We start from the raw sequence: 21,185 nt of genomic DNA, 5'->3' as shown, positions 1-21,185 counted from the left end.
GCCGCCATTCCTTTCTACTCGCTATGTGCTAAATCCTGTCTATAGCAACCGAGTAAGCGAAAATATTTACAACCATCTTCAATTAAACTTAACGCTTTTTTCACTTTTTCACTCCGAATATTTCCTTCAAAGTCAACATAAAGGACGTATTTCCAATTCCCTTCTTCAGTCGGACGAGATTCAATTTTCATCATATTAATATCGTTTTCCGCGAAATGACTTAACAAGCTATAAAGTGTACCTACTTTATGTTCCAGTGAAAAGACGACACTTGTTTTATTACTCTCGGAATTAACTTGTAAATTTTTCGAAATAACAATAAATCGGGTGGAATTTTCACTCTTATTATTAATATTTTCACGGATGAGTTCAAGATTGTAAATGTTTGCTGCCCGGCTACTCGCAATAGCGACTTTACTTTTATCGTTTAACTCACGAACAAGACGTACGCTATCTGCTGTACTATGGAACGGAATCATTCTCCAATGCTTATAATCTCGTAAAAATTCACTAGACTGTTGAAAGCCTTGAGGGTGGGAATACACTTCTTCCACTTTCGTTAAATCTGTTCCCTTATGACCAATCAAATGTTGATTAATCTTTATATATTTTTCACCGACAATGGAAAACTCATATTTCGCTAATAAGTCATATACTTGTGAAATTGCACCGGTTGACGAGTTTTCGATTGGCAAGACTCCATATTCGATTTCTCCGTTTTTAATCGCTAAGAAGACATCCTCGAATTCTTCATAATTACTTGCAACAACATCTTCCCCGAAATAATTAAACATCGCTTCTTCAGAGAACGAACCTTGAACACCGTAACAACCTACTTTTCGTTTATTATGGCCGTTCGTATAATTTTCAATTTCGATATTTTCATCTTCTTCACGATTTTTTCGATACTCGAATTCTTTAGCGAGATTAATTACTTGTGTGTAAAATTTTTTCAATGAGCAAGCATAGTTTTCGTCTTGTAAGTACGAAATATTTTTTTCAATAATTTCATTTTCTCGCTCTTGATTTAACACGGGTAAATCGTGTTTTCTTTTATACGCCCAAATTTGGAAAACGGTATTCATCCGCTTTTCAAATAGCTCTGTTAATTGTTTATCAATCTCGTCAATTTCTTTCCGATATCTATCTAGTTCAGACATTTCACTACCCCTTATTATGTTAAAATGTGAAGCCATTCATTTTCATTTTTGTCGGATTCAATCCTTTTGACCGGCCCGATTTGTAAATAGATGCTTGTTCTACTTAACTAGAAACGTCAATTAATTTGTATACTTTTCACCTATTGATCACGGTTTAAGAAATATATAAAAGATCTAAAATTCCAATAGCCGTAACAGCTTCGATAACAGGCACTGCCCTTGGGACGATACAAGGATCGTGGCGTCCTTTCACAACGAGTTCGGCATTTTTTTCCTCAGCAATATTAATGGTGTTCTGTGTTTTTGCAATGGAAGACGTTGGTTTTACCGCTACTTTAAATAGGACAGGCATCCCGTTTGTAATCCCACCCGTAATTCCGCCATTATTATTCGTATATGTTTTCACTTCATCTCCATCATAATAATAGGCATCATTTGTTTCTGAACCACGAAGTTTCGTCATGTCGAAACCTTTACCAAACTCAATTCCTTTTACAGCAGGAACTGAAAACATTAAATGAGCTAACACCGATTCAACTGAGTTAAAGAACGGATCACCAATCCCTGGAGGAAGACCAATGACTGTACATTCTATCGTTCCCCCCACAGAATCCATCTCTTTTCTCGCTTGTAAAATGACTTCCTCAATTTCTTCTTTTTTCCCTTCCTCTAACAAAGGGACTTCTTGTTTTTTCAACATTGTGAATAAATCTGGTGTTACTTCCACATCTCGAAAACTTAGATCTTCAATATGACGAATGCTTTTCACATGAGCCCCAACGTGTATGCCCTTTTCCGCTAAGATCTGTTTACAAATAGCTCCAGCAAAAACGAGAGGAGCGGTAATTCTTCCGGAAAAATGTCCACCACCCCGATAATCGTGGTAACCACCATATTTTACAAACGCTGGGTAATCTGCATGTCCTGGGCGCATTAAATTTTTAATATCATCATACACTTTCGAACGTTGATCACCATTTTTAATAATTGCTGTTAATGGTGCACCGGTTGTTCGTCCGTTAAAAAATCCGGTAATAATCTCTGGTGTGTCACTTTCTTTACGAGTTGTAGATAGTAAACTCTTCCCTGGTTTTCGCCGATCCATTTCTTCTAATACGTCGTCCATATTTATTTCAACCCCAGGGGGTAGTCCATCAATCGTAATACCGATGGCAGGCCCGTGGGATTCACCAAAAATCGAAAGTTTTATTTTATTCCCCCATATTCCACTCAACGAAATGACCTCCTAGTTGTTTAAAATGTTGCCAAAAATTCGGATACGATTTAGAGACTGCTTCATAGTCTTTAATAATGATAGGTTCATTGCAAACGGTCGAAGCAATCGCAAGCATCATCGCGATTCGATGGTCTTTATGACTCCAAACTTCTACACCACCATTTAACTGTGAGACCCCTTCAATGACGAGACCATCTTCCAGTTCAGTTATGTTTGCGCCAAGTTTATTTAATTCGGTTGTTGTTGCATGAAGTCGGTCGGATTCTTTAATTCGAAGCCTACCCGCGTTAATAATTTCGGTCGTTCCATCACTTAAAGCAGCAGCCAGTGAAATAACTGGGATAATGTCCGGACATTGCGAGCCATCTATCGTTGTTGCAATTAGACGATCATCAGCTTCCCCGACAAATCCTCCATCTTTCTCTCGTAACCCCATTCCCATTCGTTCCAATATTTCAATTGCTTCTTTATCGCCTTGAAGCGAATCTAGATTTAAATCATGCATCACTACTTCATTTTTCAAAGCATTGGCAACTAGGAAAAATGCTGCTTGCGAATAATCAGCTTCAACACGATAATCTCGCGCTTTGTACTTCTGTTTTCCTTTAATAAAAAATTCTTTGTAATCGTTATTCACTACTTCAATTCCGAAGTCTTTCATTGCACTTAATGTTAAGTCGATGTACCCTTTCGATTCTAGTTCTGTTGTAATGACAATTGTAGAATCTCCGTCTAAAAGTGGTAAAGTGAACAAAAGTCCAGTAATAAATTGAGAACTCACATTCCCTTCTACTTCATATAGCCCACTTTGTAACTTTCCATCGACAACGAGATTTAACTCGCCCTCTCTATATTGATACGCCACACCTTGTTGTTCAAAAATTTTATAATATGTATCTAGTGGACGTTCCCCTAACTTCCCTCGACCGATAAATCGATGGGGTCCTGGAAACAAAGTCGATATTGGGATAACAAAACGTAATGTTGAGCCCGATTCATTACAGTCAATCGTGTTTTCACCTTGATTCTCTTTTCCTGCTGTTTCGTGAAAGATTCCAATCACTTCAAGTTCATCTGTTTGCTTTGTAATTTTTGCGCCAAATGATTCCATTGCTTGAATGGTGGCAATCATGTCGTCTGAAAAGTCAATATTCGTAATTTTACTAACACCATTACTTAATGCTGCACAAATTACTGCCCGATGTGCCATACTTTTCGAAGGTGGAACTTTTACAGAACCAGTTAGTTTTTTCGGTAAAACGTTTAAATTACCCATTCTCATCTCCCACTCCCTTTAAGATTTAAAAAAATCGATTGTTGTTTCATAAATATAAGATTGTCCAAGATGTTTTAACAAAATGACGTTTAGTACATTATTTATATTCTTTTTATCTAATTGAATAGTATCTAGTACCGGTGTAATATCTGCGAGTTCCAGTCGGTATGGTAAATGATATTGGGTAACAAGTTCTTTAATTTCCTCAACCATACTACTTGCTGTTAAGCCTTTCTCTTCAGCTCGTTTACAAATCTCAACCATGCCAATCGCAACCGCTTCTCCATGCGTATATTTTTTATATTGATAAAATGTTTCTATCGCGTGCCCTAATGTATGGCCAAAATTCAGCAGCATACGTTCCCCAGTATCACGTTCATCTTTTTCAACAATGTCTTTCTTAATTTCACAGCATCGGTAAATAATTTGTTCAATATTCTCCATTATTTGTGCTTTCGTTTGATAACCCTTTAACTCATTAAAAAGTGCCACATCTTTAATGCAGCCGTACTTAATTACTTCAGCCATTCCATCCCAAAAGAAACGGTCTTCTAACGTATCAAGTACATTCGGATCAATTAAAACTAATTTTGGATGATAGAAACTACCGACCAAATTCTTGCCGCGTGCTAAATCAACAGCTACTTTCCCACCGACACTACTATCCACTTGGGAAAGAAGTGATGTTGGAATTTGCACATAGGGGACACCACGTAAATAGGTTGATGCAGCAAACCCGGCAAGATCACCAATCACACCACCACCAAGCGCAACGATTAAATCACTCCTCGTTAACTTACAATCTAAAAACTGGTTATAGATTTCGGTTAACATTTGAAAGGATTTTGTTTCCTCACCAGGTGGCAACACGATTCGATGTACTTCATATTGACATTGCTTCAAATTTTCCGCAATTTTATTTCCATAATGTTTGTTTACATGTTCGTCCGTTACAATAACTAGTTTCTTTCCATTGTATATATCTCGAATTTTCTCTCCTACTTGGTCGAGTATCCCTTTTTCAATGAGAAGCGAATAACTCCTCTCACCTAAATTAACGACTAATTTTCCCATAGAAGCACCTTCTTCTACTTTTTTTATATAAAAAAATAGAACCCCTACTACTTGAGTTCTGATACTTCATTATACCATTCTTTCAGGAAACGAAGAACTCAAAAATCACTCATATATTATTCGGTTGCAACAGAAAAAGCCAGCGCTAAAATAATAGCCCCAGAAAAAATTTAAATAATCATTCATTTTTGCCGTTTGATTTAATTGCAACCTTTTCCCCATCTTCATCCCCAGCCTTCATAACCGTATAAATATTATAAACATTTTGTTTTTTCATTATAACAAAATACTGGTGAAAGTCAACGGGTTAAGCAACTAAAATGGGATTTAATGAAAAATCCGTTTCATGCACGAGAAACGGATCATTCGTTGTTTATTGCTGTTCCTTTGTCGGCCCCATGACACCTGGAACTGGGAGTCCTGCTTGACGTAATAAGACAGTCATTTGACCTCTATGATGTGTTTGATGATCAATCATTCGACGCAATACCGCTCCTCGTGGTGTTGGGTTTCCAAACAGGTCGATATTTTCTATCATTTTTTCATCCGAGAAGTTTTGTTCGACTGCTTTATTAAATAATTCCGAGACTTTCCGATAGCCATCTACAATCTCACTTGCTGTTTCAGGAACAACATCGCGGTTCCCAGGCGGCTGGACGTTCAATCCAACAAGACTAGCGAAAAATGTGATACTATTTGCTAAATGCCACCCTAACCATCCTAATGTGTTATGTCCTGGTGTAATGGCTTGATTTAATTTTTCATCGGTTACAGCTTCTAATACTTGTAATGTTCCAGCTTGAGAATCCGTCCAATCTGTTAAAAAATCTTTTACCGTGCGATACAAAACTGTCACTCCCCTACTAATTCTATGTATTCTTATCAACCTCATTATATCGAATATCCCTGATCCATTCAAAAATTTACGTTCTACTCTGCCGCTCTTGTAAAGAATATTGTTAACCTTTTTACAAATAGTCCAAATATAACTCCAGGAATAACTGCTCCTATTCCTAACCACACAGGACCCATTAGTATACCAAAAGGTTTAATTTTCGGTGCAGTAATTGCTCCAATCGTAACAAAATAAGCAGAAAAAACGAATGGCAAAAAGGAAAACTGACCCCTTCCTCCCCCGGCATCTTTAAACGCATCCCACATAGCAAAAAAATAAACACATGGATAAAACAATAACCATTGATAATTAGCATGTTGAACGGCTTTTTCAATCTCTCCATGAAAACTATATAAAATAATTTCATTAAAATGGGATTGGACGTTCACAATGAATTCTAATAGTACAAAAAAAATCCCTTTGACGTATTTTTTGTTTAATAATTGTCCAAATCCTGGAAAAGCAACACTCCATAGTAACGCCTCTATCTTTTTCTCCACATTTTTCTATTCCTTTACTAAGTTTTTTCTATCGATAGACATAGGAGGTTGTTCTAGCCAACCATTTCCAATCATTATGTTAAATCCGTCTTCAGAATATTTCAAGACTTCCACAATGAGTCGAGAAAAATCGACGACTAAATCACTTCTTTGACAATTTGCCATCGAAATACCATAATTACTAATGCCTTGATAAATCATTAAGGAAAAATGGTACATCATCAATTTTTCCGAGAAAGGTGCTTCAGTCGAACTCATCACTTCCTGTTCAAACGAAATTGGTGCAGGTAGTGAACTATTTTCTAAATACTCACGAAAGATTTTTATATGCTTCATCGCAATTTCTTTTCCACGGAGGAAAAATTTTCGTACTTTCTCAGATTTTGACACTTGGCTAAAAGCTAGAGCTAAACTTGTTCCTAAATAATTCGTTTCTATATTATAATAAAGTTGGGCAATTTCAATCGAACTCAAGTTATTTCGTTTCCCAAGTCCTTCTAACATAAATGATTGTTTTTTAATAAATTCAACACGATCAGGATATGTAATAACAGGTTGTCTACTTGCGATTCCTTTTTCTAATAATAACTTCGTAGCCTCGTCACTTAACTCAATAGTTGATTGCATACATTTCTTATAGAAAGAACGTATGTCGTCACGGAAAATTTGTTGCATCAAACGACTATAGGCGGCAATTCCACCTTTCGTCGTTTGGTCAATATAGCGTAAATAATAAATGTCAGAAAATAACCGCCCTACATTCAGATTTATATCTTCTTCTGTAAATCCGATTGGTACTTGTACGCCCTCTTTTCGAAAAATCTTTTTCATTTGTTCAACATGTTGTTGTGAGACATCAAGTGCATGTTGCATTAACGTTTTTATCGGCCGATCCTCAATATGTTTTAAAAAGTATTGAAAAATACAGATAGACATCGTATCGCCCATATAGGATTGCCAAAGATACCCTAGTTCAGCAGCAGTTAACTTCACATGACGATTTTCTTTCAACTTTTTCACCCATCCCCTACAGTATTTGTAATACTAATATCTCTATTTGCAGAGGATTTTATGAAAAAATTTTCGTTATATTTTATCAGGTGTAATAAATGTCATATTCATGTCAAAATTTGTAACTGAAAAATAAGGACTTAAAGCTTAAATCTACTTTACTTCAAGTGGAATAGTCCGTATATTAATAGATAAATAGAAAAGAAAGATGGTGTCAGTCATTCCAGTGAATAAAAAATTAATAACATTAATTGGTACAGTTGTTGTCCTGTTAGCAGTATTTTTCATTACTAGTTCGATAAATAAAGACAAGAACACGACGAGTACAATCGGTACAACAGAAGACGTAAAGAAACTAGTAGAACAATACAGTCTTGGAAAAAAAGTGGACGAACAAGCTTCCATCACATCAAATGAATTGATTGTAACCGATAAAAATTCAAATGAAACGATTTTTAAACTACCAGATGATGAGTTCTTTGTTTCCATTGCACCGTTTAAAAAACAAACGCATCCGTGTGAAATTCATAGTTTAACCGGATGTCGTGGTGAATTGGCAAATGAGGAATTTCAAGTTATTGTTAAAGACAAAGACGGTAAGGTTATCGTCAATCAAACAATGAAATCTCATGCCAATGGATTCATTGATTTATGGCTACCACGAAACCAAACGTATAACGTAACCATTACAAACGCTAATCAAGTAGCAATATCCGAAATTACAACATTTGAAAATGACAATACTTGTATTACAACAATGCAATTAAAAGAAGATAAAAAGGCATAAAGCTTTAAGACGTGTCCACCTAATGCAAGGGTGGATTTTTTTCGACGAACGCTAGTCTCTGCTTTCGCCTAAAGGCTCTAGACCTAAGTTTTCTTTATATGCATGTTAACATTTAGGCCAAGCGTTTTTCATACTTTTTCAATCGCTGTTGTAAGTTCTTTTTCAATTGTTCTGTTTCTACGTCTAAATTATTTTCAATTCTAACTTTCGAATCTCGACTCATTTTCCTTGCTTCAAGCCAATGAGGGATAGGTTCTTGATATCGATGGCGAGAAGATGTCACTCTTTTCTTCGCTTGTATTTGTGGTTTTTCCTTCCTCAATCGGTGAACACAGTCTATCGTTTCCACTCCTAATTCTCTCCAGTTTGTTAAGATGGTTACGACATATCGCCAACGCGTGCTGCCATAATGAAGGGCAATTTTCATCGCTTCAATCACCACTTCTTCTGATAAGTCATTACACCAATACGTAATTTGCTTAGCTAAATAACCTTTAGCAAGACCAAATCCATTTTGTTCAAAAAATGCAAACGATTTTTCATATTGATTTGTTTCTCTACAGGACTCTTCTTCTATCGATGTCGTTATCAGATTAACCTGTGCAACAGCTTCTTTTTTATCCAAATCGCTTTCCTCTTCATAACTATCTTCAGTATATGTAATTTTCTTTTCTTCTTCCTCTAGTAATCCTTCAATTGTTTGATCAGGACTAGAAGCCATTTCCTCACTTTCTTTTAACGTAAATAAATCAACTTCTTCATATGTAATCTTTTGTATCATATCAATGACAGGCTCAACAAACATCACATTTGGAATTGTAAGACCTGTTTCTGTCTTAATATGACGAAACTCACGAACAAGAATACCATAGTCAACTAAAAACTGAATCGCATCTTTCACTTGTCTTTTTGTAAAACCAAATTGATCAACAAATGATTGGTAACTTCTTTGTAATTTGTCAGCTTTAAATTTTTTCTTCGCTTTAATAATTTTTCCGTTCTCATTACGAACGAGCGACATTCGATACCAATATACAATTTCAGATAAGATTACAACGGCAACAACATGTGGCTTTTTGTTTGCAAACGTAATATTTTTCATCCATTTTGTCGGAATAATATTCCCTTGAAATTCCATTTCACTTATTTTATCAACAATTTTATTTCCAGTTTTCATTTTCGATTCACCTTTCTATCAATTCCCTTTCACTATAGTTATATACGGAGGAGTAAAAAATGGATAAATCAATTTGAAAAATTTTTTTCAGATTAAGCAGACAATCATAGACTTCTTTGTAGAAATAGATGGAGTAATCTCTTAAGTAATCTTTGTATTAGTACGAGCGTTTAACATTCGATGCTTGCCACTGTAGCGCACCACATCCATCGTCATAACGGAACATATTCTAAAATGAAACTGTCGATATGTGACAAAGATATGGTATAGTAACAATGGATATTGATAGAAAGGAATTATGCATATGAAATGTTACTCAATTGATTTAGACGGAACATTGTTAAATTCGAATCACCAAATTTCAACGGAAAACTTGAATGTATTACAAGACCTGAAAGAACAAGGTCATTGTGTCGTGATCAATTCAGGACGAGCGATTGAAGATATTCTTTTATTTGATGAGTTACAAAAATTAAAGACGCCAATTATTACAATTAACGGAACCGTTTTGTATTCGGAAACGGGTGAAGTTTTATACGAAGCCTCTTTACCGATAGAAACATACCAAACGTTATTTCCAATTTTAAATGAACTTGGATTACAAATTATGGTTTACACGAACCAAGGTGGTTTTCCTTGTCGAAACCCAGATTTACTAAATAAAACTCCAGAAGAAATTGAGGCAATTTTTAAGGACTACAATTATGATCAACTATTCGAAAGAGATAACATTAAAATTTATAAAGTGATGGCTGTTTCTACATTAGATGAGATTGAAAAAATTGACGCTGTGAAAAAAGTAGTGGAAGGGAAAATTGACATCTCAATGGCTTCCTCTCATCCTAATAATATTGAGTTTACATCAACGGAAGCGAATAAAGGAACGGCATTATTGCGCTATCAAAAATTAACAGGGGTAACATTTGATGCTATTTTCGCCTTTGGTGATGGTGGAAATGACGTGGAGCAATTTAATGTGGCAACTCGATCCATTGCGATGGCGAATGCACCTGAACATATTCAAGCTGCTGCAGACGTTGTGACGAAATCAAATGACGAAAATGGATTTGCTTATGCAGTAAGAGAATTATTGAACGTTTAATTGGCTTTTTGACGAAAAAGCAGTCCAAAACTTAGGACTGCTTTTCTAATAGAATTTGTTCATAAATTTTTAAGTTTGCGTAGACGGATTGTAAAACCGGAACTTCAAGATTTTCCTTCTTCGCAATCTCCAATAAATATCCATGTAAATGATCTACTTCAACAGGTAGACCTCTTTCCATATCCCGTTGCATGGACGACTTCATCGTTCGCGCTAAATTTTGCACTTTATTCAACTGAATATCTTCTATATCTTTTGCAAGAGTTGCGCCACCACTTCTCATAATTTCAATGATTTCTTTTGTAAGCCGACTAATTGTAGCCATACCTGTCTCGGTCGATCGAATCGGTCCAATTGAGGCACGCATCATAGTCGTAATACCAGACATCGTTGCGATAAATAAATACTTATGCCACAATTCTTGGTTAATTTCATTACTTAATTGTGAATCCATTTTTGCTTTATTAAAAATCGTAGCAAGTTGACGAATTCTCTCGCTTGAATGGCCAGAACGTTCACCAAAGACGATTTCATGCATTGAACCATTTTGAATGATAGCTCCTTCAGAATCAAGTGTCGATTCAATATAACAGAGACCACCAATGACTCGATCTTTCCCAAATTGACGATCTAAAGCTTCATAATGAGCCATTCCATTTAATAATGGAAGAATCATCGTTTCCTCACCTACATAAGGGCCAATGTCATTCATCGCCTCTTTAAGATGATAGGCCTTCGTTGATAAAATGATGACATCATATGGTTCAACTGTTTCCCCAGTTACAATCGTTTTTACTGGAAGAGTAATATTTCCGTAATTGCTTTTTACAATCAGACCTGTTTCTTGCAATTTTTTTTGTCTATTTTCCCTAACTAGAAAAGTGACATCTGCTCCACCTTCTAACAGTCTTCCCCCAAAATATCCTCCAACTGCGCCTGCACCGACAATTAAAAACTTCATTATACCATTCCCTTCCTTTGCCATTGTAATCCCTTTCATTTTTAACTTGAAGTTAAACCAAAGTTATATAGTCATATTACCATAGAAATGCAGGAAATTCTGAAACAATATCATAGTAAGGCTATAAGTCTCTCTATTTCTTTAAAAACAAAAAGGCCAACCAGATGTACTGATTGACCATTAATATTAATTAATAACACGGCGAACATGACCTTTGAAATGACTACCCCAATAACCGCCATTTAAATTAGCAACTGCAACACCCGTTGAGCTTTGGGAGCCAATAAAGTTACCATTTCCTAAGTAAATACCTACATGTCCATTTTTCTTATACGTATCAAAGAAAACAAGGTCTCCAGGTCGCATTTCACTTGTTGAAATTTTTGTACCTTGAGAACTTAAAGCTGTTGTACTTCTACCTACACCAATTCCAGCTTGTTTAAATGCCCAATGAACAAAACCAGAACAATCAAAACGACCATTGACAGGGTCAGACGCTCCCCATACATAGACAGAATTACCGATAAACTGACGGCCTGCACTCGTTACAACGTTAACAGCACTTCCACCACTTACAGTATAGGATGGAGTTGACACTGGTTTTTTGCTACTTGAGCTATTTGATTCGGCTTTAGTCGATTTAGAAGAATTTGAACTTGCTTGAACAGTAGAATTTGAACTTGCTTGAACAGTAGAATTTGTTGAGCTAGATTCATTTGATGAGCTAGCATAAGATTGAGCGGCAAGTAATGCTTCTTGTGCTGCTCTTTCTTGTCTTTCTTTTTCTTCAAGTAAGTTTTGGCCTTCTTCCGACAAGCGTGCTTTCATCGTTTCAGCTTCTGCTTTCTGTTCTGCAATTTGGTTTTGCATTCCATCGAGTTCTTCTTTCATATTATTCAACTTAGTTAATTCTTTTTGTGCTGTCTGTTCCGTTTCCTCGATTTTCTTTGCATCAGCTTTTTGTTGATCAATTAAATCTTGATCTGCTTTTGTTAATGTTGAAATTGCGCTAACACGGCTTATAAAATCTTCAAAATTTGTAGACCCAAGAATAACTTGTATGTATCCACCTGGACCTCCGCCTGCTTGCATTACACGAAGACGGTTTTTAATTTGTTCTTCACGCTTTTCCATTTGTTTAATAAGCGCTTCTTTTTCTGCCTGTAATTTTTCAATCTTTTCTTTTGTCTCTTTTATATTTTCTTTCGTTTCTTTTAAAATTTGTTGGTTTTCTTTAATTGCTTTTTCAAGTCTTTCAATTTGTTGATTCACTTTTGCTTGCTCTTTTTGGTTCTCGATAATTTTACTTTGAATTGGGTTTGTTACTTGCGCGTATGTAGGTACGCCTGAAAATACACCAACACCTAGAATTATCGAAGCACTAATGGCTGTAAAGGGCTTTTTCAAGAGTATACCACCTTTTTCAGTCGATTTATGTCTTTTATTGTACATGAAATGGGTTTCACTCCATTTACTAGAATATTACATTTGTATTACAAATACTATTTTATAAACTACTATTTTTATTATTGATAGTCCGATAGACCTATATTGTTCTAGCAGGACTATTAATCGGCAATAATAATTAGAATAAATAGAAAAGAGCCTGAGGAATACTACCCAGACTCATATTCTTGGATTATTTAATGGAGTGAAGGTTTTTTAATAATTGATTGCATTACTTTCATCATGCCAATTATTTCTGCTTCACGATAGGAAAGCATAATAAGTAAATCTCCATGCGTTTTAACACTGCCATATGGAACTTTAAATTTCACATTTGATTTCCAAAATAATTCATCAAAGCGATTAATTCGAACTTGTTGCTCTTCTAATTGAGTCAGTAGGTTTTCGAGACTTGGCGGTTCGATTGTCCAATCTTTCACAGTACGGTCAGAACTAAACAGTTCTTTGTACTCCTCAGGTAATGTTGGAGCGTTTATTTGATTGACGAATAAAAATTTCTCATTTACAAATAGTATGTTCCCAATATGCCAACGGATTGTATTTTCAAAGTACTCTGAAGTGCGATCAAGTACATTTTCATCTAATTCGTTTATAAATGTAAGTAACGATGTTCTTGCTAAATTAAACTGTTTTAATTCAGACATAAACCTTCCCCCTTATGTTAATAGAATCACATTTAGTATAGTAAAATTTCCCTCTTATTAAAAGTAATATGGTGTTCGACAAACAAATTTATTTTTTTGACAGTATTTGTTTTATTATAGAAATTAATGTCGACTGTTATTAGACAAAAAGCCCAAGTATCCTTGAGCTTCTTGTTCAACTTATTATAAGGATGTTTTTCGCTAAGGCAACGCGCACCTTAAGCATACAAAGAACAATCTTTGAAATAACACCCCAATATAACAGCTATTAATCGAAAAATTCTTCATACAATGCTTGCACGGCTTTCTTTTCATCCGACTCTTTTACACCAAACATCATACTCACTTCTGATGATCCTTGGTTAATCATAAGGATGTTCACGCCACTCTTTGAAAAAGCAGAGGCCGCACGAGACATTGTTCCTACCATTTGACGCATGCCGACACCAACAATCATAATCATTGCTAAGTCATGTTCAATATGGACCTCATCTGCGTGTAGTTCAGACTTAATTCGCTCGACCACCTCTTGTTCCATCGTTCGATCCAATTGATTTTGACGCAAAATGACAGAAATATCATCTATTCCTGATGGCGTATGTTCATATGATAATTGGAAGTCTTCTAAAATATGTAGCAATTTCCGACCAAATCCAACTTCTCTATTCATCAAGTATTTGTTTACATATATATTGCAAAATCCAGTATCACTCGCAATCCCAACAACTGGTCCGTTTTCGTTTTCCCGATTGTGGACAATTTTTGTGCCTGGATGTGACGGATTATTTGTATTTTTTATATTTACTGATACGCCTGCACGGAAAGCTGGAATTAATGCCTCATCATGAAAAACACCGAACCCACCGTAAGATAATTCACGCATTTCTTTGTAAGTAATTTCACGAATTTCTTTTGGATTATGTACAAAACTCGGATTCACTGAATATACAGCATCAACATCTGTAAAATTTTCATAAACATCTGCACGAACAGCACTTGCTAAAATCGAGCCGGTAATATCTGAACCACCACGAGAAAACGTCACGATCCGACCTTCCTTTGAATAACCGAAGAACCCTGGAAGAATTAAAATGCCTGAACGGTCGCGAAGTTTGCGTAAATTATTATAGCTTTCCGGTAACACTTGTGCACATCCCGGCTCATCCGTTACGAATAACCCCGCTTCTTTTGGGTTAACATAATGAGTTTCAACACCACGAGACTGGAAGTAAGCAGCAATTAATTTGGCATTATTATCTTCCCCACTCGCTTTCACTGCATCCATGAAGCTTTCAGAATTTGAACGGTCCCCGTGTAAAATCTCTTGCAAGTCAGCCGCAATTCGGTCAACAATAACTTCTGTGAGCCCTAATTCTTGGGCAATTTCACTATATCGTTTGACAACGAGCTGATATGCTTCTTTCCCATTGCCATAATTTAAATAATTCTCACCACATGTTATTAATAAATCGGTTACTTTTGTGTCTCCTTTACTTCTTTTTCCAGGTGCAGAGACAACGACAATTTTCCGATTCGGATCATCCGTTACAATTTGAAATACTTTTTTTATTTGCTGTGCTGAAGCAACAGACGTACCGCCAAATTTAACAACTTTCATTTCCGACATCTCCTATTTTTTACTAGAAAAAATTTCTATAAATCTTATTATCTCTTGAATTCACTCTATTTGCAATTATTTTTTAAAATATTTTTTAACGTATTAACGTAAAAAAGATTGTTGTCGAGATTCATTAAGAAATGCGAAAAACGCTAATGGTAATGAAACCTATTAGCGTTTTTCGACTAATGCTTATTCATTCTCAACTGATTCGTTTGAAAATAATTTTACTCGTCTCCAACCACCCCATCGATAAAATAGGAAAATGCGAAAATATTACTAATGACAAAACTAATTCCCATTCCGAGGGCAATTCCATTTTGGCCAGTCCAACTAGAACAAATTGCGGTTAACGGGTAGCGTAAAAGCCAAAACGAAAGAATATTTAATACGAGAACTTGATACATCGCACCAGCAGCACGAACAATTCCATTTAAATTGAACTATTCGTCACTAAAGTAACGAGTGTTCTCGGCTAATTCATAAATTTGTTAATAAGATTGGTCCTGCAAAAATAAACATCTGTTGCATAATGGATCCTTTTGTAAAATCATGTTACAGCAATCACTCCTATTTTAAAAGAAAAGACCTCATCATGTATGTGTCAAGAGTTTCTCGGTCTTGTTTTTACACCAATACTTCAGGCACTCTATTTTTGTACAGCTATTTCAGCTACCGCGCTAACGCTTGCTGGCCTAGAATAATTTGTTCGGTTCTAAAAAACAAGAACCAAACAAATTATTCTAGGGTACTTCTATTACCGAAAACATTTTAATAATTTCCCTGTCGCTGTTGAGTGGGCGACGTACAAGCTTATACTACCGTTTTTTACACCGATAGAAGGTTGTGTAGGCTGGCGTAATACTTGAGACATACGAATGGTTCTTTTCACTTCACGATGCTTTCTTTCACTTCGTCCTTGTGCCTTTAAATATACGTCTCGCAAAGTTCCGTTGATTATCCCTTGTTTTACTTTTACCATGGCCTCCGCACCTTCTTTACTCCAATGCATACCTCTTTTCTTCATCCTGAAAGAAATACGGCGTTGATTCGACTCCATTCCACCTAACCCACGCGCATCTTTTGGATGACTTTTCACTTTATCTCGCCAATCAAAAATCCGATCCCAATTATTCAAAATATAACCTCGAAAATCATTTACTTTTTTTATCTCTTTTTCGTCGGTTAGCATACTTTCAAATGTATCCAAATATAATGAAAAGGCCTTTTTATCATGGTCTGATAAAGCTTGTTGAATAGACCCCTTGAATTTATTCTTTTTCCAGCCTAAAGCTCGGTTTAAGGCTTCACCTATGTGATACGAGTCTAATTGATTTAATACTTGGTGTTTCGACTGTGAAAAAGCCTCTTGGAACTTCTCAGCTGTATATCCTCTGCCCCCGTCACTATTCGTAATTACATGTGTATTTTCTATCGAATATTCATTGGCAGAAAAGGCCTGAAATTCCTTCCAAAACGTGTTTGTTGGCTGGGTTGTCATAATTACCTTTTGGTTTCTCAAAGAGACGCGCTTGCCATTTTTATTCCATCCCTCATAAATAATCCCGTGGCAAACTTCCATCTGTTTTTTTCTTTCTGTCCCCCGAACAAATACACCATCAGCTTCTGCATATAAAAAATCAACTTTCTTTCCTTCTGGCAACGATGCCGATTCTTCAAGTTCATCCACCATTTCTTGGTCAGCCTTTGCTTGGGCCTCTCCAACCTTTTTCACAATATTACCGACTGTTGTATGGCTAACATTTACAGCCGACCATTCTTTTAAAATACGTGCAGATTCACGGTATGTATTTTCACTTGCTAATTCAGCTACCTTTACTTCCACCAGAGGGCTATACCTTTGATGTTTTATGAACCCTAGCCACTCATCTAAGGGATAGTGTGGATTTCCATTAACATCATGCATAAGCGTCCTCTTAAAGCGAACAGATCCGAAAATAAATTGGATTGTCTTCTCATCGTTTCTTTCAACTGTCCAATTTTCCGTTTGCTTATTTTCTTTGATTACTTGATTAATATTAGTAAAAACATCCCCAACTAATGATGCGAATGTTTCATACATCAAGATTTGAAGTTGTTCCTCGAATTCAATTAAATTATTTGTTTCCTTTATTAATCCATAAATTCTTGATATAATTTTATCCATGAGAAGGCCTCTTTCTAAATGTATTAAGCCTGGTAGCTTACATTTATATTAGAGTGCCTTCTCTTTTTTTGCCAGTTAATATTTTCCAAAACGTGGTATTTTAACCCCCGAGTAATATTTTACACATATCCTCATCATTTGAGGTCACAATACGTTTTTGATATTACATTCCTTTACTTTTTAGCGTTCGTAAACACTTCCTTCACAGCTTTTACTACCGTTTTACTTCCACCTTCAACCCCTTCCATCGTCATGGCGATGAGTAAGTCTGGTGATTCTGTATTGTAGGCAACAAACCAACCGTTTTCGACTGCTCTTTCCCCTTGTGTTGTTTTTCCAACTTCTGCTGTACCAGTCTTACCCGAAAGTGGCAACTGATCCATGTTTGCAGAATGGGCAGTACCTGCTTTATCTCTCACAACATCTCGTAAATATTCAGTAATTACTTTCGCATGTTCAGTTGAAACGACACCTTTTTTCCATACTTGTGCTTTCTCATCACTCGTTAAAAGGATTGGTTTGATCATATTTCCGTCATTAATAAAAGTAGTATAACCAGCAGCTAATTGGACAATATTCGTTTGAACTTCCCCTTGGCCATATCCAGAATCCGCTAATAAAATTTCATTCGATATATTACCGTCTCGCGAAATTTGTGAAGATTTTAATGGATAAATAAACGGAATTTCTTCACCAAAACCAAACTTTTTCATTTCTGACGTGAATTTTTTTGCTCCGACATCTAATGCTGTTTGCGCAAAATAAATATTATCAGAAAAGACGAGTGCATCCCGTAAATTGACTGGTTTCCCCGGATCTTTTACCCGCGTAACATAATAGCCACCCCAGGAAGAATCCTTTTGCCATTGTTTCGTTTTAATATCACGACTTAAATCGGTTGTCATTGCACCCGTTTCTAATGCAATACCGGCAGTAAATGGCTTCATTACCGACCCTGGTGTATGAGGGTAGACGAACCGATTTAATAATGGTTCCGAATCTTTCTCATCCAATGCTTTTCGTTCATTCGCTGATAGGAACATATATTCATTTGGATTAAAGGACGGACTGCTTACTAGCGCTAATACCTCCCCCGTTTTCGGATTCATCGCTACTGCTGTTCCCGGCCTTCCATTAAACTGTTTTACTAGTTCTTTTTGAATTTTACTATCAATCGTTAATTGAATTGTTTTTCCATTTTTCAACGGTTTTTCTGCTAACTCCATTTTTGTCCCATCTGGTTTCTCAATATAAATGATTATTCCATTTTCTCCTTTTAACTGATCTTCAAATAACTGCTCTAGCCCTCTTTTACCAATAACATCACCAGGTGAATACCCTTCATTTTTTTCAATATCTTCTGCGGAAACTTCGTCAACATACCCGACTAAATGGGCCGCTGCATCCCCAAGAAGATATTCCCGTGATGATGATTTTTGTACTTGAACTCCTGGAATGCCATCAAGTTGACTAACGACACCACTTTGCGAATTCGGGATTTTCTTTATCGGCACAAAATATTGTGGCTTCACCCAGTCGGCATTTAATGCTTGGTCGATTTTCTCAACGGAAGTACCGACGATTTTTGAAAGCTTATCTTTAATCATGTCGGCTTGGTCACCTAGTTGTTCTGGAACGATTCCCACTTCATATACATCACCATTAATCGCGAGTCCTTCCCCATTCCGATCGAGGATTTGCCCACGTGAAGCTTTTTTCACGTCTAAACTAATCCGGTCTTCTGGCTCCATCCCTGCGAAGATAAAACCAGTGTTCCAATTGACTTGCCAATCTACTTGATCATCTTTGTCAACTTTCACTAGTTTTGCCTTTTGATCAAACTTGATTGGCCCTGCAATCGTATTCATGGATACGGTAAAAGGAATCGTTACTGATTTTGTATTTTTATCCACCTTTTCATCTTTTGGAGGTTTTTTATATGTAATCTTTAAATCTTTTACTTCCAAATCGCTGTATATTTTTTTATATCTTTTCGTAAAGTCTTCTTTACTAATGGCCTCTTTTGCTTTGGAAGAGTGCATAGCATACATTTTATTAAAATTTTGTTTCTCCCAATTCTTAACATATGTGGCAAATACATCGTTAGGCTGGATCTCCTTATTACTACATCCGATTAGACTAATAATGAGAAGAAAACTTAGAAATAAAAATAGACGTTTATATTTCAATGTACTCATCCTCTCTTTTTTCTATTCTATCAGTGGAAAGTTTGACATTCTCTCGTTTTCTATATATCTATTTTACACATTATTGTTTATTTTTCTATATAAAAGTGATAGCACTAAGGAGGTATCTTCATCCTATTTCAATGCAAGCGAAAAGAAAAGGTTTCCACCGAATGTAAGAAAATGGACTAGAAATAAAGAATAGGATTGCCTAACTTTAAACAAAGAGTATCAGTATATACTAATAGCACTGAATTAGTTAATAAAGCTGCCGAAACCGACAGCTTATTGGATATTGATGTTATCTCCTATTTCCACTTTCGTAAATGAATTATTGCCTCTATTTTTCATACCCGGTGCTAACTTCCTTTCTAGCCACCCCATGACGGCATCAGCGAGAATAGCCATTAGTGCAGTTGGGATAGCACCTGCTAAAATAATCGTTGTTCCTTCCGAGGCGTTCGTTCCACGAAGAATAATATCCCCAAGTCCACCTGCACCGATAAATGTTCCAATCGTTGCGACTCCAATTGTAATAACGAGTGCTGTTCGTAGTCCTGCCATGATGACTGATAATGATAATGGTAATTCAACCATTCGTAACACTTGAAACCGTGTCATGCCCATTCCTTTTCCTGATTCAAGCATTGCCGAATCCACATTTCGGATTCCAGTATACGTATTTTTAATAATTGGCAATAAGGAATAAAGAAAAAGAGCGAACACGACTGTATTCGGTCCAAGACCAATAACAAGCATGAGAACCGCAAGCATCGCTAAGGCCGGAATTGTTTGGATTACATTCACGAGAGAAATGATAACTGGACTTAATCGATTATGATGGGCGATAAATATCCCGATTGGAATTCCAACAATGGCACCAAATAATACACCATAGGCAGACATGAGAAATTGTCTAACAAACTGTTCCCATACGTACCACGAATTTTGTGTATAATAAACGAGCAAATCTTGCACAATATTCATTATTCCACCTCCTCAAAATAATTATGTTGTTCTAGAAATTCTTGTGCAACAATGGCTGGTTCTCGCATTCTCCCATCTGCTTCATAATTTAGTCTTTGCATTGTTTCTGTATCAATTTTCCCAACTAATTTTTCTAGTATTTTATCTAATTCAGGGTGTTTTCTTAAAATATCATTACTTGCAACAGCTGACGCATCATACGGTGGGAAAAACTTCTTATCGTCTTCTAATATTTTTAAATCAAAAGCCGCAATTCGTCCGTCACTTGAATAGGCTAAAACGACATCCATTTCATCGTGATCTAATGCTTGATAGACTAAACCAATTTGCATCGGATAAATTTGTGGAAATTGGAATCCATATGTCTCAACAAATCCTTGATAGCCATCTCCTTCCCGATGTATCCATGAATTATCTACACCAAATCGTAAATCACCCGACAATGATGCTAAATCAGAAACTTTTTCGATTCCTTTTTCCTCTGCAAGCTCCTTTGTTACAGTAAATGCATACGTATTATCAAAGCCATAAGAGTCGTACCATTTCTGATCCCATCGTTTTTCAAATTCCTTTTGAACAACGTTAAGTGCCGCATCAGGGTCTTTTACCGGATCCATTTCAAGTGCACCGGCAAGATCTGTCCCTGTATAACGGGCAGCTGAAATATCCACTTGATTATCGAGCATTGCTTGGTGTGCAACAATCGAAGAACCTAAATTACTTACCATCGTTACCTCTAAATCCGTCTCATGTTCAATTAGTTGTTTAATCATTTGCCCTAATATTTGCGTCTCTGTCGTTAAAACCGTTCCGATTCGAACTGTATTTTTCGGTGCACCACTTAAACCAGGAAGTGAACATGCACTTAAAAATAGAGTAAGAGACAGGACTAGTATAGCTGTCAATCTATTTATATTTTTCAACACTTGTTCCACC

At 36.2% G+C, this 21,185-nt stretch carries 18 protein-coding genes and 1 pseudogene; 2 read left to right on the top strand and 17 right to left on the bottom strand.

Annotated elements, in window-relative coordinates; all coding sequences use genetic code 11:
* Positions 1-14 precede the first annotated feature (14 nt).
* From pheA to BN2144_RS13845, 7 genes are all read right to left on the bottom strand, one after another.
* Positions 15-1,160, bottom strand: a complete 1,146-nt coding sequence (gene pheA / locus BN2144_RS13875; RefSeq protein WP_033828835.1) for a prephenate dehydratase — start codon at positions 1,158-1,160, stop codon at positions 15-17.
* Between the two features lie 154 nt (positions 1,161-1,314).
* Positions 1,315-2,394 (bottom strand): chorismate synthase, encoded by a 1,080-nt coding sequence (gene aroC, locus BN2144_RS13870; RefSeq protein ID WP_033828834.1) that lies wholly within the window; start codon positions 2,392-2,394, stop codon positions 1,315-1,317.
* Positions 2,372-3,673, bottom strand: a complete 1,302-nt coding sequence (gene aroA, locus BN2144_RS13865; RefSeq protein ID WP_033828833.1) for a 3-phosphoshikimate 1-carboxyvinyltransferase — start codon at positions 3,671-3,673, stop codon at positions 2,372-2,374. The genes aroC and aroA overlap by 23 nt, the downstream gene beginning before the upstream one ends.
* A gap of 18 nt (positions 3,674-3,691) precedes the next feature.
* The gene (gene aroB / locus BN2144_RS13860; RefSeq protein WP_033828832.1) at positions 3,692-4,747 is read right to left on the bottom strand and encodes a 3-dehydroquinate synthase; all 1,056 of its coding nucleotides are present in this window, start codon (positions 4,745-4,747) and stop codon (positions 3,692-3,694) included.
* A 373-nt stretch (positions 4,748-5,120) separates the two neighbouring features.
* The gene (locus BN2144_RS13855) at positions 5,121-5,594 is read right to left on the bottom strand and encodes a DinB family protein (protein ID WP_033828831.1); all 474 of its coding nucleotides are present in this window, start codon (positions 5,592-5,594) and stop codon (positions 5,121-5,123) included.
* A gap of 83 nt (positions 5,595-5,677) precedes the next feature.
* Positions 5,678-6,142, bottom strand: a complete 465-nt coding sequence (locus tag BN2144_RS13850; protein WP_033828830.1) for a hypothetical protein — start codon at positions 6,140-6,142, stop codon at positions 5,678-5,680.
* A gap of 6 nt (positions 6,143-6,148) precedes the next feature.
* Positions 6,149-7,162, bottom strand: coding sequence for a DUF3231 family protein (locus tag BN2144_RS13845; RefSeq protein WP_230199745.1), 1,014 nt, complete (start codon positions 7,160-7,162; stop codon positions 6,149-6,151).
* Between the two features lie 199 nt (positions 7,163-7,361).
* Between BN2144_RS13845 and BN2144_RS13840 the strand changes: the two genes are divergently transcribed.
* Positions 7,362-7,940: a CueP family metal-binding protein gene (locus BN2144_RS13840; RefSeq protein WP_042337976.1), complete on the top strand. Its 579-nt coding sequence runs from the start codon at positions 7,362-7,364 to the stop codon at positions 7,938-7,940.
* 112 nt (positions 7,941-8,052) lie between these two features.
* Here BN2144_RS13840 and BN2144_RS13835 read toward each other — a convergent pair whose 3' ends face one another.
* Positions 8,053-9,117, bottom strand: a complete 1,065-nt coding sequence (locus BN2144_RS13835; protein WP_050632322.1) for a DnaD domain-containing protein — start codon at positions 9,115-9,117, stop codon at positions 8,053-8,055.
* A gap of 304 nt (positions 9,118-9,421) precedes the next feature.
* Between BN2144_RS13835 and BN2144_RS13830 the strand changes: the two genes are divergently transcribed.
* Positions 9,422-10,219 (top strand): Cof-type HAD-IIB family hydrolase, encoded by a 798-nt coding sequence (locus tag BN2144_RS13830; RefSeq protein ID WP_033828829.1) that lies wholly within the window; start codon positions 9,422-9,424, stop codon positions 10,217-10,219.
* Between the two features lie 31 nt (positions 10,220-10,250).
* Here BN2144_RS13830 and BN2144_RS13825 read toward each other — a convergent pair whose 3' ends face one another.
* The 9 genes and pseudogenes from BN2144_RS13825 to BN2144_RS13790 all read right to left on the bottom strand — a co-directional run bounded on the left by BN2144_RS13825 (position 10,251) and on the right by BN2144_RS13790 (position 21,175).
* Positions 10,251-11,180, bottom strand: coding sequence for a ketopantoate reductase family protein (locus BN2144_RS13825; protein ID WP_033828860.1), 930 nt, complete (start codon positions 11,178-11,180; stop codon positions 10,251-10,253).
* 186 nt (positions 11,181-11,366) lie between these two features.
* The gene (locus tag BN2144_RS13820; RefSeq protein ID WP_033828828.1) at positions 11,367-12,587 is read right to left on the bottom strand and encodes a C40 family peptidase; all 1,221 of its coding nucleotides are present in this window, start codon (positions 12,585-12,587) and stop codon (positions 11,367-11,369) included.
* A 236-nt stretch (positions 12,588-12,823) separates the two neighbouring features.
* Positions 12,824-13,291: a DinB family protein gene (locus BN2144_RS13815; protein WP_033828827.1), complete on the bottom strand. Its 468-nt coding sequence runs from the start codon at positions 13,289-13,291 to the stop codon at positions 12,824-12,826.
* Positions 13,292-13,559: 268 nt separating this feature from the next.
* On the bottom strand, positions 13,560-14,909 hold the full coding sequence (locus BN2144_RS13810) for an aspartate kinase (RefSeq protein ID WP_033828826.1): 1,350 nt from the start codon (positions 14,907-14,909) through the stop codon (positions 13,560-13,562).
* A gap of 192 nt (positions 14,910-15,101) precedes the next feature.
* A pseudogene (locus tag BN2144_RS19280) lies at positions 15,102-15,352 on the bottom strand (MATE family efflux transporter); the annotation flags it as partial.
* Between the two features lie 314 nt (positions 15,353-15,666).
* A complete protein-coding gene (locus BN2144_RS13805; RefSeq protein ID WP_033826706.1) occupies positions 15,667-17,076 on the bottom strand; it encodes an ISLre2 family transposase in 1,410 nt (469 codons plus the stop codon).
* A gap of 173 nt (positions 17,077-17,249) precedes the next feature.
* A complete protein-coding gene (locus BN2144_RS13800) occupies positions 17,250-19,265 on the bottom strand; it encodes a penicillin-binding transpeptidase domain-containing protein (protein WP_230199744.1) in 2,016 nt (671 codons plus the stop codon).
* A gap of 282 nt (positions 19,266-19,547) precedes the next feature.
* A complete protein-coding gene (locus tag BN2144_RS13795; protein ID WP_042337973.1) occupies positions 19,548-20,249 on the bottom strand; it encodes an ABC transporter permease in 702 nt (233 codons plus the stop codon).
* Positions 20,249-21,175 (bottom strand): osmoprotectant ABC transporter substrate-binding protein, encoded by a 927-nt coding sequence (locus tag BN2144_RS13790; protein ID WP_407638037.1) that lies wholly within the window; start codon positions 21,173-21,175, stop codon positions 20,249-20,251. The genes BN2144_RS13795 and BN2144_RS13790 overlap by 1 nt, the downstream gene beginning before the upstream one ends.
* Positions 21,176-21,185: the final 10 nt, after the last annotated feature.

This window comes from Bacillus andreraoultii (assembly GCF_001244735.1).
In the GTDB taxonomy this organism is placed as follows: Bacteria; Bacillota; Bacilli; order Bacillales; family Caldibacillaceae; genus Caldifermentibacillus; species Caldifermentibacillus andreraoultii.
This window is presented reverse-complemented; position numbering and strand designations above follow the sequence as displayed.